7 protein-coding genes and 2 pseudogenes are annotated in these 15701 nt (G+C 35.6%); 4 read left to right on the top strand and 5 right to left on the bottom strand.

What is annotated here, in order from left to right; genetic code table 11:
- Window positions 1-740: 740 nt before the first annotated feature.
- The gene (locus CXF67_RS16415; RefSeq protein ID WP_102089724.1) at window positions 741-3239 is read left to right on the top strand and encodes a PAS domain-containing hybrid sensor histidine kinase/response regulator; all 2499 of its coding nucleotides are present in this window, start codon (window positions 741-743) and stop codon (window positions 3237-3239) included.
- A 1790-nt stretch (window positions 3240-5029) separates the two neighbouring features.
- Window positions 5030-5620: pseudogene (locus CXF67_RS16405) on the top strand (DUF885 domain-containing protein); the annotation flags it as partial.
- Window positions 5621-6895: 1275 nt separating this feature from the next.
- Here CXF67_RS16405 and CXF67_RS16395 read toward each other — a convergent pair.
- Together CXF67_RS16395 and CXF67_RS16390 are read right to left on the bottom strand one after the other, a co-directional pair.
- Complete coding sequence (locus tag CXF67_RS16395) at window positions 6896-7681, bottom strand: amidohydrolase (protein WP_102089721.1); 786 nt, start codon at window positions 7679-7681, stop codon at window positions 6896-6898.
- Window positions 7682-7684: 3 nt separating this feature from the next.
- Complete coding sequence (locus tag CXF67_RS16390; protein ID WP_102089720.1) at window positions 7685-8554, bottom strand: ChaN family lipoprotein; 870 nt, start codon at window positions 8552-8554, stop codon at window positions 7685-7687.
- A gap of 95 nt (window positions 8555-8649) precedes the next feature.
- On the opposite strand from CXF67_RS16390, the gene CXF67_RS16385 reads away from it, so the two are divergent.
- Window positions 8650-11001, top strand: a complete 2352-nt coding sequence (locus CXF67_RS16385) for a S9 family peptidase (protein ID WP_102089719.1) — start codon at window positions 8650-8652, stop codon at window positions 10999-11001.
- Window positions 11002-11427: 426 nt separating this feature from the next.
- Here the strand turns inward: CXF67_RS16385 and CXF67_RS16380 are convergent.
- The 3 genes and pseudogenes from CXF67_RS16380 to CXF67_RS16370 form a co-directional block, all read right to left on the bottom strand.
- Window positions 11428-13481 (bottom strand): annotated as a pseudogene (locus CXF67_RS16380) (M13 family metallopeptidase).
- A 60-nt stretch (window positions 13482-13541) separates the two neighbouring features.
- Window positions 13542-14027 carry a nuclear transport factor 2 family protein gene (locus tag CXF67_RS16375; protein ID WP_102089718.1) on the bottom strand — a complete coding sequence of 162 codons (486 nt, stop codon included), beginning with the start codon at window positions 14025-14027 and terminating at the stop codon, window positions 13542-13544.
- A 12-nt stretch (window positions 14028-14039) separates the two neighbouring features.
- A complete protein-coding gene (locus CXF67_RS16370) occupies window positions 14040-14567 on the bottom strand; it encodes a hypothetical protein (RefSeq protein WP_257984730.1) in 528 nt (175 codons plus the stop codon).
- Window positions 14568-14687: 120 nt separating this feature from the next.
- Here CXF67_RS16370 and CXF67_RS16365 point away from each other — a divergent pair, with 120 nt between their 5' ends.
- Complete coding sequence (locus tag CXF67_RS16365) at window positions 14688-15644, top strand: NAD-dependent epimerase/dehydratase family protein (RefSeq protein ID WP_102089716.1); 957 nt, start codon at window positions 14688-14690, stop codon at window positions 15642-15644.
- The last annotated feature ends 57 nt before the right edge of the window (window positions 15645-15701 follow it).

Below are 15701 nucleotides of genomic sequence, written 5' to 3'. Positions count from 1 at the left end.
TAGAGCCACGCAAGTTATTTAGCGAAGCACCCCTAGTGTTGATAATAAGCGTATTATAGAATGCAACTGGTTTACAAAATTAACGTAATTTCGATTTAGACAATAAAACTGGTGTCTGAATTAGACTAAAAAACGAACATTAGGTTTGTATATAACTGAAAATACAGACTAAAAAAAGTAGATGGAAAGATTTATTGGTAGATTGAAAAATAGCACTAAAAATATCTTCGATCTTCTGCCCAATGATCAAAAATAGGGGAAGATTATATTTTACTAGGGAATAACGGCTGAAAGGATTTAACAACATTTTTTCATGAATAAAGAATCTATTTGTTTGCATGAAAACTTACATAACGTGTACCAAGCGAATTTGGAAATAAAATTATCGACGAAAGAATCAACTTTTTTAGCCTTAGCGCTTGACTGGATTTATTTCAGGAATAAATCAGATGGTAATTATCTTGTGCCTAGATGAACTAGTTTTAAAGAGAATCATTAATTGGATTGCTATGGCGACTTATTCATGTCATTAAATTATTATTAGCGATTTGATAAAAAAGAATGGCCAACAAGAGGTCCTAAATAAATAATACCAATTCTGTTTTTAAAAATTTATTCTTTACTCGAAAGAAAATCAGGAAATGAATTTTGGAAATTGCCGTTGTTTAGCCCCCGTCGTTATAGCTATTGCTAAAAGAATCTCGACATATAGAAATTTATCTATTTAAAAAAATATTATTATGGACATTCAGGGCAAAACCAAGAAAGAACTCTTAGCCGAGTTTCAAATCTTACTTAAAGAGAATGATTCTTTAAAGGCTCTAAAAGAAACACTTGTAGCAGAATTGAAAATCGCAAACAAAAAACTTGCTTTTCAAAACAAAGAGAAAGAAAAATGGGAAATTGAGCATAAAGAACTTGAAGCATTCAGTAATTCTGTCAAACGAGCTTCTCAGTATGCACGTAGTTTAATTGAAGCATCACTCGACCCACTCGTTACCATCTCTCCTGAAGGAAAAATCACAGATATAAATGAGGCATCAATAAAATTAACGGGGATATCAAGAAAGAAATTAATTGGAACTGATTTCTTTGATTATTCTACTGAACCCGAAAAAGCGCGTGATGGATACAAAGAGGTTTTTGACAAAGGATTTGTTTCAGATTTTCCGCTTACCATCTACCATCAAAATGGAAAATTAACAGACGTATTGTTTAATGCATCAGTGTATAAAGACGATAAAGGCAACGTACTGGGAATCTTTGCTGCTGCACGAGATATTACAGCACAAAAACGAGCTTCTCAGTATGCACGTAGTTTAATTGAAGCATCACTCGACCCGCTTGTTACCATTTCTCCTGAAGGAAAAATTACAGATGTTAATGAAGCATCAGTAAAAGCAACCGGAGTGCCAAGAGAAAAATTAATTGGAACTGATTTCTCTGATTATTTTACTGAACCCAAAAAAGCACGTGATGGATACAAACAGGTTTTTGACAAAGGATTTGTTTCAGATTTTCCGCTTACCATCCACCATCAAAATGGAAAATTAACAGACGTATTGTACAATGCATCAGTGTATAAGGATGAAAAAGGCAATGTGTTAGGTGTCTTTGCTGCTGCACGAGATATTACAGCACAAAAACAAGCTTCTCAGTATGCACGTAGTTTAATTGAAGCATCACTAGACCCACTTGTTACTATTTCTCCTGAAGGAAAAATCACAGATATAAATGAAGCATCAGTAAAAGTAACTGGAGTATCGAGAAAGAAATTAATTGGAACTGATTTCTCTGATTATTTTATCCAACCTAAAAAAGCTAGTGAAGGATATAAAAAGGTTTTTGAAAAAGGATTTGTTTCAGATTATCCACTTACTATACGTCATAAAAATGGAAAATTAACTGAAGTGTTGTACAATGCATCAGTGTATAAGGATGATAAAGGCAGTGTGCTAGGTGTCTTTGCTGCTGCACGGGATATTACGGCTGAAAAAGCTAAAGAGTTAATTATTGCTAACAAAGAGCTCCTCTTTCAAAACGAAGAAAAGGAAAAACATGCAAAAGAGTTAATCATTGCCAAAGAGCAAGCTGAAGAATCGGACCGCTTAAAATCAGCTTTTTTAGCGAATATGAGTCACGAGATACGGACACCAATGAATGGCATACTTGGTTTTGCCGAATTATTAAAAGAACCTAGTCTAACCGGAGAAACACAGCGCGAATACATTGGCATCATCGAAGAGAGCGGTCAACGCATGCTCAATATTTTGAATGATATTGTTAGTCTCTCTAAAATAGAATCGGGGCTAATTGAAGTTAACACTCAGGAAACGGATATTAACCAGCAAATTAGTTTTATCCATTCCTTTTTTAAACTAGAGATTGAAGGAAAAGGAATTCGTTTTTTAATCAAAAAACCCTTGAAAGGGAAAAAAGCTTATATTCAGTCAGACAGTGAGAAAATCTATGGTATTCTTACTAATATTGTTAAAAATGCTATTAAATTTACGCGTGAAGGAACAATAGAATTAGGATATCGGTTAAGAACAAAAAAAGAGTCTTCAGAATTGGAATTTTATGTAAAAGATACGGGTATTGGGATTCCGAAAGACAGACATTCGTCTATATTTTCTCGTTTTATACAAGCTGATGTTTCTGGTGAAATGGCCTACCAAGGAGCAGGCTTAGGCTTGTCGATTTCTAAAGCATATGTGGAGCTGCTTGGTGGAAAAATTTGGGTTGAGAGCGAAGAAGGAAAAGGGTCAACATTTTACTTCACACTGCCATACCGTTCAGAACTTGAAGCAAATTTTTTATCTAAAGATGAAGATTGGTCGGCAAAATATAATGGAAAGGTTAATCCCGAAGTTTCTGGATTGAAAATATTAATCGCCGAGGACGATGAAATATCGGGAATGCTTTTGTCATTTATGGTTAAAAACGGCAGTGAAAAAGTATTTAGAGCAAGAACTGGTGTTGAGGCGGTAGATATTTTCCATAATAATCCTGATATTGATTTAATTCTGATGGATATGCAGATGCCTGAACTAAATGGGGATGAAGCAACTCGACTAATCCGACAATTTAATAAAGAGGTCATTATAATAGCTCAGACAGGTCTAATTCTGTCTAGTAACGACGAAAGCGCAATTGAAGCAGGTTGTAATGATTTTATTTCAAAACCGATTAACAAACATAAATTACTTGCGTTAATGCAAAAGTATTTTAAGAAATAATGTGTTGACAGAAAAATAAAGCACAAAAATAAAGCACACGGTTGTAGTAATGTATAAAAACATAAGCTGTAATAGTCGCAAACCTCCCCTATGTAGGTTTCTTCAACTTATTTAAAGCTTAACAGGAATAGAGTCTTGAACAGTCATTGAGTTTAATTGGCTTGTAGAAGAAGACCGTTGCATAATCTGATGATTTCGCTGTACTATCTTTTTTATGCTGATTATTTTTGATGTTTTTTCTAAAATCTTCTTTTCTATTTCTAGCCTTTGCAGTTTTTTTTCTTGTTTTTTTTCTCTTAAATTTTATAATTAGACGTAATTATCTCTGGTCTTCGATACAAATTGTAACACATGGCTTCAATAAGATTTTGGGCATGCATTTTTCTATTCCTCGATATCTTGCTAATCCTCCGTTAAACCATCTTTTTATTCCTCCAAATGCACGCTCTACCTTGAATCATGTTTTGCCTATTAATTTGTTGAACTTCCTTTCCCAACGTGATATACCAAGTTAAACCTATAATGTCGTAATAAATCGTTTTACCGATACAAATTCGACAAATGCTTTTTCGCCTGCTTTTTATAAAAAATAGAACCGTAACTATTGCTATGCTATGCTTATATTTTTTGCTCAACTAAGAAAAAAACTTGTGCTGAGCTACGTCGTAGTATAATTCAAATTTTTAATACAACATTTAAAAACTAAATTGGTATTAGTTCTAGATTGTATGGTTCATATAATAAAATCCGAACCTTTGAGTATGGGCCTATCCAAAGAAGAGACAGATTAAATTGAACAAAAACTAAAATTGGAAGGTTGGTAAGTGAGTTCTTTGGGCGGATTAGGTGTTGGATTTACTGTAATGATTGAAGTGAAATAATTGCTGAGTATACAACAAGTTTTCTCTCATATAAATACTATCACCAGGGGTGCAATTCCTAGAATAGGTTCTAGTTAGTCGTCCTTAGGAGTAAAAAAACTTATGTATCCTAATCCAGATGAGATAAAAGACCAAAAAACACTAAAAACAACAAATTCTCTTGTTGTCAAGTCTATGCCTTAAAGTTGGTAGATAAATATACAAAATAAGAGAAGTAAAAATTTTATTAGTGCATTAGTAGAAATTGATTTGGGCAGTAATAAAGTGCTTGATATAAATTTGAAGATGAATGCATTTGAAAATTACAAAAATTAAAAGATAAGAATGAAATGAGCGGTATTCCCCCTAATTTTTATTTAAAAAAAATAACAAAGGCACAACTATTAAAATTGAGGATTAATAAATATTATCCTGAAAAAGGAAAAACAGCAATTACTTCAAAACAGGTAAATAAAATAAATTGGCAATATTATTAAATATCATTTAGACATGAGAATATTGATTGCTATCAAAAAAGGGATCTATCAAACGGTTAATTGCTATCAAAAAAGGGAATATTATTTATTTAAACACACTTTTTGTGTCCACTACCCCTTCAGTTTAAGATGGTTTTCAGACCCCATTATACATATAGAAATCTTGGTTTTCAAATAACCAATCATGCCTCCTATGATTAATAATCATAGGCTGATTTAGTGGCCCAACTTATAATAAATGCTGAATTGAAATTTTATTTTTATCATCTTTTACCCATTGTAACCATTATAGGTCCGAAGTATTACAAGATTTGATGGCTTATACAATGAATTTTTACTCAATTGAAATGTCTCAGCAAAATTAAATCTGATTTCAAAACCACCACATATTTTTTTATAGCTTTTTGGTCGAGCTTTTTCTGCATTTGATGTACGACCAAAAGCAGGTCTAGAAGTAAAACGCGTTCCTGAATTCAAAGAAGAAGGTTCTGCTGGCGCCTATTATAAGGGTCCTGCCATGGATGACTCACGAGGGGGCGTTTTCTATGCTAATCTTAGTAATGTGCATGAATCTGTAAAATTTGGAATGAAAACATTAGCCTACCACGAAGGCATTCTTGGGCATCATTTTCAAATAGCTATTCAGTCTGAACTTGAAGGGGTTCCTGTTTTTAGAACGATAGGCCTTTTTACAGCATATGTAGAAGTTTGGGCATCATACTCCGAGCAATTGGCTTGGGAATTAGGTCTTTATGACAATGACCCGTTTGGAAACTTAGGTAGATTACAAGCTGAAATGTTCAGAGCTGTTAGATTAGTAGTGGATATGGGGATTCACTATAAAAAATGGACAAGAGAAGAGGCCATTGATTATATGGTGCTCAATACAGGAATGACGACGACAGAAGTAACTATGGAAATTGAGAGATATATCGTTTGGCCAGGACAGGCTTGTGCTTATAAGATTGGAATGCTCAAAATATTAGAGCTCAGAGAAAAAGCAAGACAAAAACTTGGTAATTAATTTGATTTACGGGAATTTCATAATGTGGTCTTGAAAAACGGGGCAGTTCTTTTAGGTATTTTAGAAGAGATCGTTGAATCTTATATCAGAGAAACCCTTACAAAAAATAATGGCTAGCTTTTACAAGTTCTTTTTTACAAAAGGCACTAATAATTAGCATAGCCTTAGTTATGGTATTTTTTTTTGATAAAAAGCAGGCGAAAAAAAACGATTTATTGCGACATTATAGGTTTAATTTGATACAAGAATCCATTCTAATAACAAACGACTTAAAAGAGAAGAAGTGACATTTGAGAATATGATTAATAGTTTATTATTAAGTGAGCAAGAGAAGAATATTCTATACGGAGTCAGGCGTTTTATTACGGATATTAAAAGACCTAAGAAAAGAAAAAAACATAAAACGAAGGTCTGGAAATTTTCAATAATGCATTTGACTTGATATTAAAGAATAACCTAATAATAATTTGAAAAAACAGAATACAATAACTCAGTTTTTATGAGCTAGGTAGACCTATTGAAGTAGTATGGGTAATTTAACCGATATAAATGTTTTCGATCCTCGTGGTTGAGAAAACTGAAGCTTAACATTTCAAAAAAACTGCTTAAAAAGGAAAAATCACAATTCCAATAATACTACATATGTTTAGGCCTAATTTTATTTAACATCACCTAAAAGCTAGGGTTAACTGGAGAGACATACAAGCTTTCCATGCTATCAGACGACTAAAACAAAAAAAATCAACGTCCATGTTGCGAAAATATTTTAGTTTAGAACTTTGAAACGGGTATAACACAACATGTTCTGTTATACTTATGTTGCCTTTAATCAAAAAAACACAAACTAAAAATTCAACAAATGGCAGAAATTTGGATAATAGTAATAGCAGTATCTATTTTTTTAACAATCACTCTAATTTATTGGAAGTTTACTCGTGAAACGATCAAAACAAAATATGGGCATAATTGGAAGATATGGGGAGCGAGAACTTTTTATTGGCAAGATGCCATATATATTTGTTCGGGAATTACATTTCTAATATTGGTTCTTTTGAAATGGACAGAGGTTCTCACTTTTTAGAAGTCAAAAAACAATAACAAAAGAGAATACTTTTGCCAATAACTAAGAAGCATTCGTAAGGTAGGCATAGTATAAACTCACAATAATTTAAAGGAGAGTGACCCTTTGGTTTACCGATTATCCTATAAAGATGAGAGATGGTATTTTAGGGAAAGTGTATAAGTTTTTAGCACATTCACGAATTAGAAAACTGTTTATCGCTCAGTAGTGACTTCAAAGCTATCCTTATCTTTTAAAAAGCCTAGTTTTTCTCGAGTCGTTTCAAGGTCAGGTTTTTTTAAAATGACGGTTTCTATGACCTCCTCTTCTGGAAGGTGTGAGCTTATGGGTTCTCCCAATACATCGTAAGCAGCAGAATGACCTATGTAAGGAAAATTATTCCCATCGGTTCCAATTATATTAACGCCAATACAATAACTCATGTTTTCGATAGCACGAGCTTTTAATAAAGTATCCCACGCGGAAATTCGCTTTGCTGGCCAATTGGCAACATAAATCAAGACCTCATAATCATCTTTATTCCTAGCCCAGACCGGAAAACGCAAATCGTAGCAAACCATCAAACAAATGTTCCAACCTCTATAATGCACGACACACCTTTCGTTGCCGGGTGTATACGTCTCCTGTTCTTTTGCTAAAGTAAATAAGTGTTTTTTATCGTATTTTGAGACTTTTCCACTAGGCTCTACAAAGAACATCCTGTTGAAATACTTTCCATTTTCTTTTACCATGGCACTTCCTGTCAGCGCTGCTTGGTTTTTTTTAGAGTGAGCTTTCATCCATTCCAAAACATCCTGTACGTCTTCTGCGTTGGCTTTAGCATTCATAGAAAAGCCTGTGTTAAACATTTCGGGTAAAATAATCACCTCGGTATCCTCTGGGCAAGCGGCTATTTTTTTTTCAAAAACAACTCTGTTAGCATTGGCATGTTCCCAAATTAGTTCGGTTTGTATATAAGAGATCTGAAGGGTATCATTCATTATTTAATACGTTTTGGTCATGTTTTCATCTACAACAATAATAAAATTCGCTAGACCTTTGTGTTCCTCCTTCAACTGATGCACGTTTTTTTGTTCAACCGTAGTTAGGGTTAGGATGTTGAGGTTTTCTCTATAGGTTTTAAGATACCAGTAAATACCTTCAAAAAAATTGGAATGGTAGCTTCCGTTAAGGTGAACAAAGACTTGATTTGGTTTTAAATTTTCTAATATAAAATGAGCCATAGTCGCGTCTTTTATGGCTTGGGCTTTTACGAGATCTTCACCTCCATGTCCTCCCATCATGTCTAGCATATTTTGGTATGAACTTAAATGGATATCAAAAGGAATAGGCAATGGTGCTATCCACTCCAACTCGTTTTTGGGGAGGCTATCTAAAGCTGAGAATCCACCATTTTTGTATACACTAGTAGCGTAAGGTCTTGGGATATTGGTCGCAATGTAGGGGATAGAATCTCGTTTTGCTAGCTCTACCAATGGCTTATAATCTGTGGAATAATTGCTCCAAACTCTGGCCTCTTCCTTAAACTCAGGTTCTGTGAGACTGTCTTTTAAATACAAGTTAAGGACAGATTGCGTGTCGGTTTCAAACATTTCGGCACCGATGGCAAGGTTTGTTTTAGAGGTTTTTAAATCGGAGACAACTTCAAACTGTAACCAATGCGAAATAGGATTGTTATGAAACTCTCCAAACAGAACCACATTGGTTTTGCTTAAACTGTCCAGGACAGTATCATAAGAGATTTTTTCTCCTTCTCGGGTATACAGGGAAAAGGCTTTTTTCTCTTGAGCTTGAATGGAATTAAAAACAAGCAGCAAGAGGAGCGTTAAACTTAAATGGAGTTTTGAAGTCATAAGAATATAATCTAGGCTTAAAATTAATAAGAATTCCGCTTAAAGCTTTACTCGAAAAGCTTTTATATTTGATCTATTCTCAAAACATAAATTCTATGATCTTTTCACTTCGCATTTTTATCTTCATTTTTCTAGTAAGTTGGATGAGTAAAGCCCAATCTGATCTGACTGTTAACCAAATTATGCAAGATCCACAATGGTTTGGGACATTTCCCTCTAATATAGAATGGAACGAGGAGTCGGATATTATTTATTTTGACTATAATCCAGAACAACAGCTTTCTGACTCGTTGTATCAAATTAAGTTGAAAAACAAATCAAACATCGAGAAAGTAGCTCTTGCAGAGCGTATGTCAAAAATTCCTGCCTATGGGGATTATAACGATAAACAGACTCAAAAGCTTTTCGTGAAATCTGGAGATTTATACCTCTACGATAAGAAAAAGAAATCGGTCCTGCTCATCTTGGATCTTGGAGAACGCATCCAAAATCCTAAGTTTATAACGGCGTCAAAGTATGCCTTTATCTCAGGAAACAACCTCTTTATTTATGATGCTGATCTAGGGCAAATTCAGAAGAAAACAAAAATAGAGTCTGGAAGCTCTAACGACAAAACCTCTAAAAAATCTGAAAAAAATCAATGGCTAGAAGATGAAAATTTAAGTCTTCTTGAAGAAGTCCGTATTCAAAAGGAAAACTCCGAACTCAGAGAAAAAAACAGAGAGTTATTTGAGGATGAAAAATTCGTTTTTTATTTAGATAAAAAACGAGCCTTTAATTTCAACATTAGTGAAACAGGTCAGTTTTTAGCCTTTCAGACTTACGAACCTTCAGAATCAGAATCTACAGAAGTTCCAAATTACGTAGACGTTTCCGGCTATACAAAACCCTTGGAGGCGAGAAGCAAAGTAGGAGACCAGACTCAACAAAGAGACTTGTGGCTTTACCATATCGAAAAAGATACGGTTTTTAAGATAGATGTTTCTTCACTGCCTGGCCTCACAGATTTACCTAGTTATACCAAGGATTATCCAGATCGAGAATGGGAAAACAAGGAACGTGGAGTCAGCTTTTCTGATGTAAAATTTTCTTCTACAGATCAACAGGCGGTTTTGTCTATGAGAGCTCAAGACAATAAAGACCGTTGGATTAGCCTCTTGAATTTGGATACGGGAGCTTTGGAAACTTTAGATAGACAACATGACGAAGCTTGGATTGCGGGCCCTGGAATTGGGAGTTATTACGGTGGAGGAACATTGGGTTGGTTAGGAGATAATACTCATGTGTATTACCAGTCTGAAGCGACAGGATATTCACATTTATATGTTCATGATGTTAATAAGAACAAACAAATTCAGCTGACAGATGGCGAGTATGAAATCTTTAACCCCCAATTGTCTTTAGACCAAAACTCATGGTTTTTCACCTCTTCTGAAGTGCATCCAGGGGAGCGTCATTTTTATAAAATGCCGGTCATGGGAGGTGAAAAAATCCAACTGACGTCTATGGAAGGTAAGCACCAAGTGAGCTTATCTCCAGATGAAAAGTATATGGCGGTCTTGTTTTCAGATTTTAATTCTCCAGAGGAACTTTATCTAAAACGGACTAAAGCTAATTCTTCTTTAGAACAACTCACTTCTGGACAGTCTGACGCCTTTAAAAGCTACGATTGGAGGACACCAGAGTTGATTCAATTTACCGCTGAAGATGGCGCCAAGCCTTATGCGAGACTTTATACTCCAGGCGAAGATGTTGATAAGAAAGCGGCGGTAATTTTTGTTCATGGCGCAGGCTATCTTCAAAATGCTCACAAATGGTGGTCGAGTTATTTTAGAGAGTATATGTTCAATAACCTTTTGACCGATCTTGGATACACGGTTTTGGATATAGATTATAGGGGAAGTGCAGGATACGGGAGAGATTGGAGAACAGGAATTTATAGACATATGGGAGGAAAAGATTTATCTGACCAGGTTGATGGGGCTAAGTATTTAGTAGATAACTACACTATAGATCCTGAGAAAATCGGGATGTATGGAGGAAGCTATGGCGGCTTTATCACCCTGATGGCTTTATTTAATGAACCAGATACTTTTGCCGCCGGAGCAGCTCTAAGATCTGTAACGGACTGGGCTCACTATAACCATGGGTACACCTCCAACATTCTGAATGAGCCTCACCTAGATCCAGAAGCCTACCGAAAGTCGTCACCTATTTACTTTGCTGAAGGTCTTGAAGGGCATCTGTTGATCGCTCATGGTGTTATAGATACCAACGTTCATTTTCAAGATGTGGTAAGACTGTCACAACGCCTTATAGAATTAGAGAAAGAAAATTGGGAAATGGCCCTCTACCCAGTCGAAGGTCATGGCTTTACTCAGCCTAGCAGTTGGACAGATGAGTATAGAAGAATTCTAAAACTTTTTGAAAGTACAATTGGGAAGTGATTTTTGAATGGCTTTTTGTGATTTATAATTACAAAACCATAGGGCGTACCTAACGGCCCGCTATTTTTTCGTTGACCTTTTTTTACTGAGAGTGAGTCTCTAACGGGACATGTTGATAACGTGAGTTGAGGGGTTTAAAATTGGGCTTGGCGTTACCTTGTAAAAGAGAACAACACCTCTAATGGTCCCGTCAGGGACTAAAGAGGGGTAACATGTAGCACAATCCTATCAATAGATTGTGCCTTTAAGTACAATATAAAATCAGGAGTTTGTCATTGGGAAGCCGGGAAACAATACAACAGGGTAATCTTAAAAATTTCTGATAACAGGGGGTTAACTGGCTTAAATAAATAAAGCGGTTACAAATGAATTTGCAGCCGCTTTATTATGAATTGACTTAGTTTAAAAGCTAAATTTATGATTGACTTACCAAATTCTCACTCTATCTTTTGGAGCGATATATAAGTCGTCTCCTTCTTTTAAATCAAAAGCTTCATAGAAGGCATCCACGTTCTGTAGTGGAATATACGCTCTATATTGTCCTGGAGAATGAGGGTCTGTTTTGATTTGTGTTCTCAAAGCTTCTTCTCTTACTTTGGTTCTCCAAACGGTTGCCCAAGACATAAAGAAGCGTTGCTCCGGTGTAAATCCATTGATTTTTTCGGGCTTTTTGTCGTTTTCATAATGCAACATTAGGCCATCATAAGCGCCTAAAACACCTCCTAGATCTCCGATATTTTCCCCTAGTGTGAAATTACCATTGATGTAAACACTGTCAAGAACTTCTACACTGCTGTATAAGTCCGCTAATTTATTTCCTCGTTCAGTAAATTGCTCAAGATCTCCATCGGTCCACCAGTTGTTGAGGTTTCCGTCAGAATCAAATCTAGCTCCACTATCATCGAAAGCATGAGAAATTTCGTGACCAATAACAGCACCTATTCCTCCATAATTCACGGCGGCATCTGCCTCATAATCGTAGAAAGGAGGCTGTAAGATAGCAGCAGGAAAAACGATTTCATTATAAAGTGGGTTGAAATATGCATTTACCGTTTGTGGAGACATTCCCCATTCTGTTTTATCCACAGGCTTACCAATTTTACTCAAATTATCTAAATAATTCCAGAAGATACCGCTTGCATGTTTTCGTAAAAGGTATTTTCAGGAACCACTTTAAGATCGCTGTAATCCTCAAACTCATCTGGATATCCAATTTTAACAGTGAATTTGTTAAGCTTTTCAATGGCTTGTGTTTTGGTTTCCGCAGTCATCCACTCCAAATCATTAATTCTGTTTTTGAAAGCTGTAATGACATTCGCTACCATTTTCTCAGCCTTTTCTTTAGCCTCTGGCGGAAATTTTTGATCTACATAGAGTTTACCTACAGCTTCACCAATACTTCCATTTACAACAGAAAGAGCTCTTTCGTCTAGTGGGCGTTGAGCTTTAGCACCGCTTAGGGTTTTGCTATAAAACTCCCAGTTGGTCGTAGCGATATCTGTGCTTAATTGATCTGAAGCGTCGTTAATAGTAGACCATCTCATCAAAGTTTTTAAATCTTCAAGAGAAGTATCGGCCATCAGTTCGTCCAAAGCGGCCATGTATTTAGGCTCCATAACCAAAACGGTATCTGGCAAAGTTTCAATGCCTAAATCAGTCATATACGTTTTTAGATCGATATTTTTAGAGACTTCTCCAAGATCGCTTACAGCATATCTATTATTGAAATTTCTAAAATCTCTTCTAGCAACCTTATCCAATCTAGGTTCTGCTAGTTTAGTTTCTAGAGCTAAAATAGTTTCAGCTTTAAATTTAGCGTCGTCTTGAGATTCGCCAAAATACGTCAACATACTTGCGATATGTTCTTTGTATTTTTCTCTGATCTCTTTTGAATTGTCATCCTCCTCAAGATAATAGTCTCGGTCTGGAAGACCTAAACTTCCAGTTCCTACGTAAGCAACATTCACGTCGCTATCATCTGGGTCTGAATATGAGGAAATTCCAAAAAACGGAGACGACACAGAAGTCGGTTGTTCTGCAAGGCGTTTTTGAATATCTTTCTTGTCCTTAATTTTAGAAATTAAGTCAAGCTTCCCAGTGAGCGGGCTTATTCCAGCACCGTTTCTAGAAACGGTATCCATGATAGAGTTAAACACCTGAATGGCTTTTCCTTGATCGGAATTTGCATCATACTTTCCTGAGCTTTCAGCTTCTTTAAGAATCCCTAAAACATCGGTGTCCGTAGATTTTCTCAAGATTTGAAAACCACCCCAAGATGTTCTATCATCTGGAATCTCTGCAGTTTTCATCCAGCCTCCGTTGACGTAGCTATAAAAGTCGTCTTGTGGATTCACTGCTGTGTCCATGTATTTCATGGTAATCCCTTTCTCTTCGTTATCGGCTTCTTTGTTAGAATCCTGACACGAAAAAAGCAAAGCTAATGCACTGAATGACATCAATAGTATTTTCACTTTATTCATAATGGTTTATTTAATGTGTTGGCTAAAAATACATCTTTTAATGTTTTGGCTCAAAAACTCTTAATCGATTGTTTTTAAGTAGGCCTTATCCAATTCCTCTTTAAGCTTTACGACTTTATCCACATCTGGATTTGGTATAGCGATAGACAAGACATAGTGTGCTATTTTCCAAGTTTCATCTTTCTGCATTGTCAATACACCAGATCCTCTACACACCCCCATGTGTTTTGAATCTAAGGTTTCGTCGAACCAAGCCATTTGTTGATTGGGGCTTAGGTAAACATTTTGATGAACAGGTGTAAATGTCCAGGCTTTACCGGCATCAAAATAGGGCTTCGCAAAAGCTTTAAATTCTTTATAATTCCATACTTCAGAAGCATCAGATCCTACGAATACGGCGTCTTCGGTCATTAAATTGAAATAGGTTTTAAAATCAGCCGTTTCTGCTGCTTTGTGCCATTGTTTGATAGTCTGTTCTATAGCCTTCTTTTGTGCTACAGATGTAAAGCTTAGACAACCGAATAGAAAAGTAAAGAGTAGTTTCATGACCAATTGCTTTTAGGGAGTGTCTTTTTCTCCAAGATTATCTTGGATGATAAAAACTTCATTTAATTGAATATTGAGATTTCTAAAATCAAACTTTAGCTTTGCACTTAATTTTTCAATCTCTGAAAGGACAGGTTCAATTCTAGTCGAGTTTTCCCTTAATAATTCTGAATGTGTTTTTAAGGTGACTACTCTCGCTAGGATGGCATTGGTTTTAAAAATCTCGGGAATAGTTTCAGATAAAGAATCTGTTACCGAGCGAATTGTCATTGAATTATCGATAATGTCTTGAATGCTATAGGTCTCCAACCGTTCAATCTCAGAGTTGAGCGCAACATACATCATCCAATTATCGGTTATTTTTCTAGAGCGTGGAGATAATTTAATAAGCTTAATGCTGTCCAACTCTATTTTCTTAACTAGATCTTGATTGATGTTAGCTTTCCCTTTACTAGAATCTTCTTCGTTCTTTTTGTCTGAACAGGATAAAGAAGAAAGTATAAAAAAGAGAATTCCAATTATTTTAAGTTTATACCGCATACACATGATAAAATGTTTTCAAAATCAAATTTAGAGGTTGATAGGCTAAGTTTTTCATAATTACGGATATTTTATTTTTAAATGCTTTTCAAAGCTTAAATTTGCTAAAAAATATTATTTATGTCATCAAAAATACTAATAGTTGGTGCTTGTGGACAAATAGGTTCAGAATTAACCCTTGCCCTTAGAGAAATTCACGGTAATGATATGGTCATTGCCAGTGATATAAAACGCCCAACATCTCCAGAGTCAAACTCAGGTCCATTTGAAATCTTTGACGCTACCAATTATTCAGATTTTGAAAACGTGGTAAAAACTCATCAGATAGATAAAGTGTATATGATGGCAGCAATGTTAAGTGGCACTGCTGAAAAATTTCCAGACAAAGGATGGGACCTTAACATGACCTCTTTATTTAATGTGTTGAACCTTGCTAAAAACAAGTTGATTTCAAAAGTGTTTTGGCCTTCGAGTATTGCTGTTTTTGGCCCAACAACTCCCAAAAATGATACCCCTCAACGCACAATTATGGAACCGACCACGGTTTACGGTATTAGTAAGCAAGCTGGAGAACGTTGGTGTGCGTATTACCACAAACGCTACGGAGTAGATGTAAGAAGTATTAGGTATCCAGGGCTCATAAGTTATAAAACGCCGCCAGGAGGAGGAACGACAGACTATGCGATAGAAATTTTCCACGAGGCTTTGAAAAACTCTAAATACACTTCTTTTTTATCTAAAGATACAGCGCTTCCTATGATGTATATGGATGATGCTATTAAAGCGACAATTTCCATTATGGATGCTCCTAGCCAAGACATCAAGGTGAGATCCTCATACAACCTGTCTGGAGTGAGTTTTACCCCAGATGATTTATCCAAGTTGGTCAAGCAGCACATTGAGAATTTTGAAATTGATTATGAGCCCGATTTTCGTCAAGATATTGCCGATTCATGGCCAAGTAGTATAGATGACTCTGAAGCTAGAAAAGATTGGAATTGGAAACATAATTTTGATTTGAACATGATTGTTAAAAAAATGCTAGAAGGTGTGAAATCGCTTGAGCATGTCAACTAACGAAATGAAATAATACCGATCCTTACAAACTAAAAGATCTGCTGGATAGTAGGTGTT

This window comes from Psychroflexus sp. MES1-P1E (assembly GCF_002836055.1).
Lineage (GTDB): Bacteria > Bacteroidota > Bacteroidia > Flavobacteriales > Flavobacteriaceae > Psychroflexus.
Note: the sequence above shows the minus strand (reverse complement) of the source record. Positions and strands in the feature narration are given on the sequence as shown.

Bases quoted from the DNA above. Each gene is read 5' to 3' on its own strand.
- CXF67_RS16415 (WP_102089724.1), top strand. From the start codon at position 741: ATGGACATTCAGGGCAAAACCAAGAAAGAACTCTTAGCCGAGTTTCAA.
- CXF67_RS16395 (WP_102089721.1), bottom strand. From the start codon at position 7,681: ATGAATGATACCCTTCAGATCTCTTATATACAAACCGAACTAATTTGG.
- CXF67_RS16390 (WP_102089720.1), bottom strand. From the start codon at position 8,554: ATGACTTCAAAACTCCATTTAAGTTTAACGCTCCTCTTGCTGCTTGTT.
- CXF67_RS16385 (WP_102089719.1), top strand. From the start codon at position 8,650: ATGATCTTTTCACTTCGCATTTTTATCTTCATTTTTCTAGTAAGTTGG.
- CXF67_RS16375 (WP_102089718.1), bottom strand. From the start codon at position 14,027: ATGAAACTACTCTTTACTTTTCTATTCGGTTGTCTAAGCTTTACATCT.
- CXF67_RS16370 (WP_257984730.1), bottom strand. From the start codon at position 14,567: ATGCGGTATAAACTTAAAATAATTGGAATTCTCTTTTTTATACTTTCT.
- CXF67_RS16365 (WP_102089716.1), top strand. From the start codon at position 14,688: ATGTCATCAAAAATACTAATAGTTGGTGCTTGTGGACAAATAGGTTCA.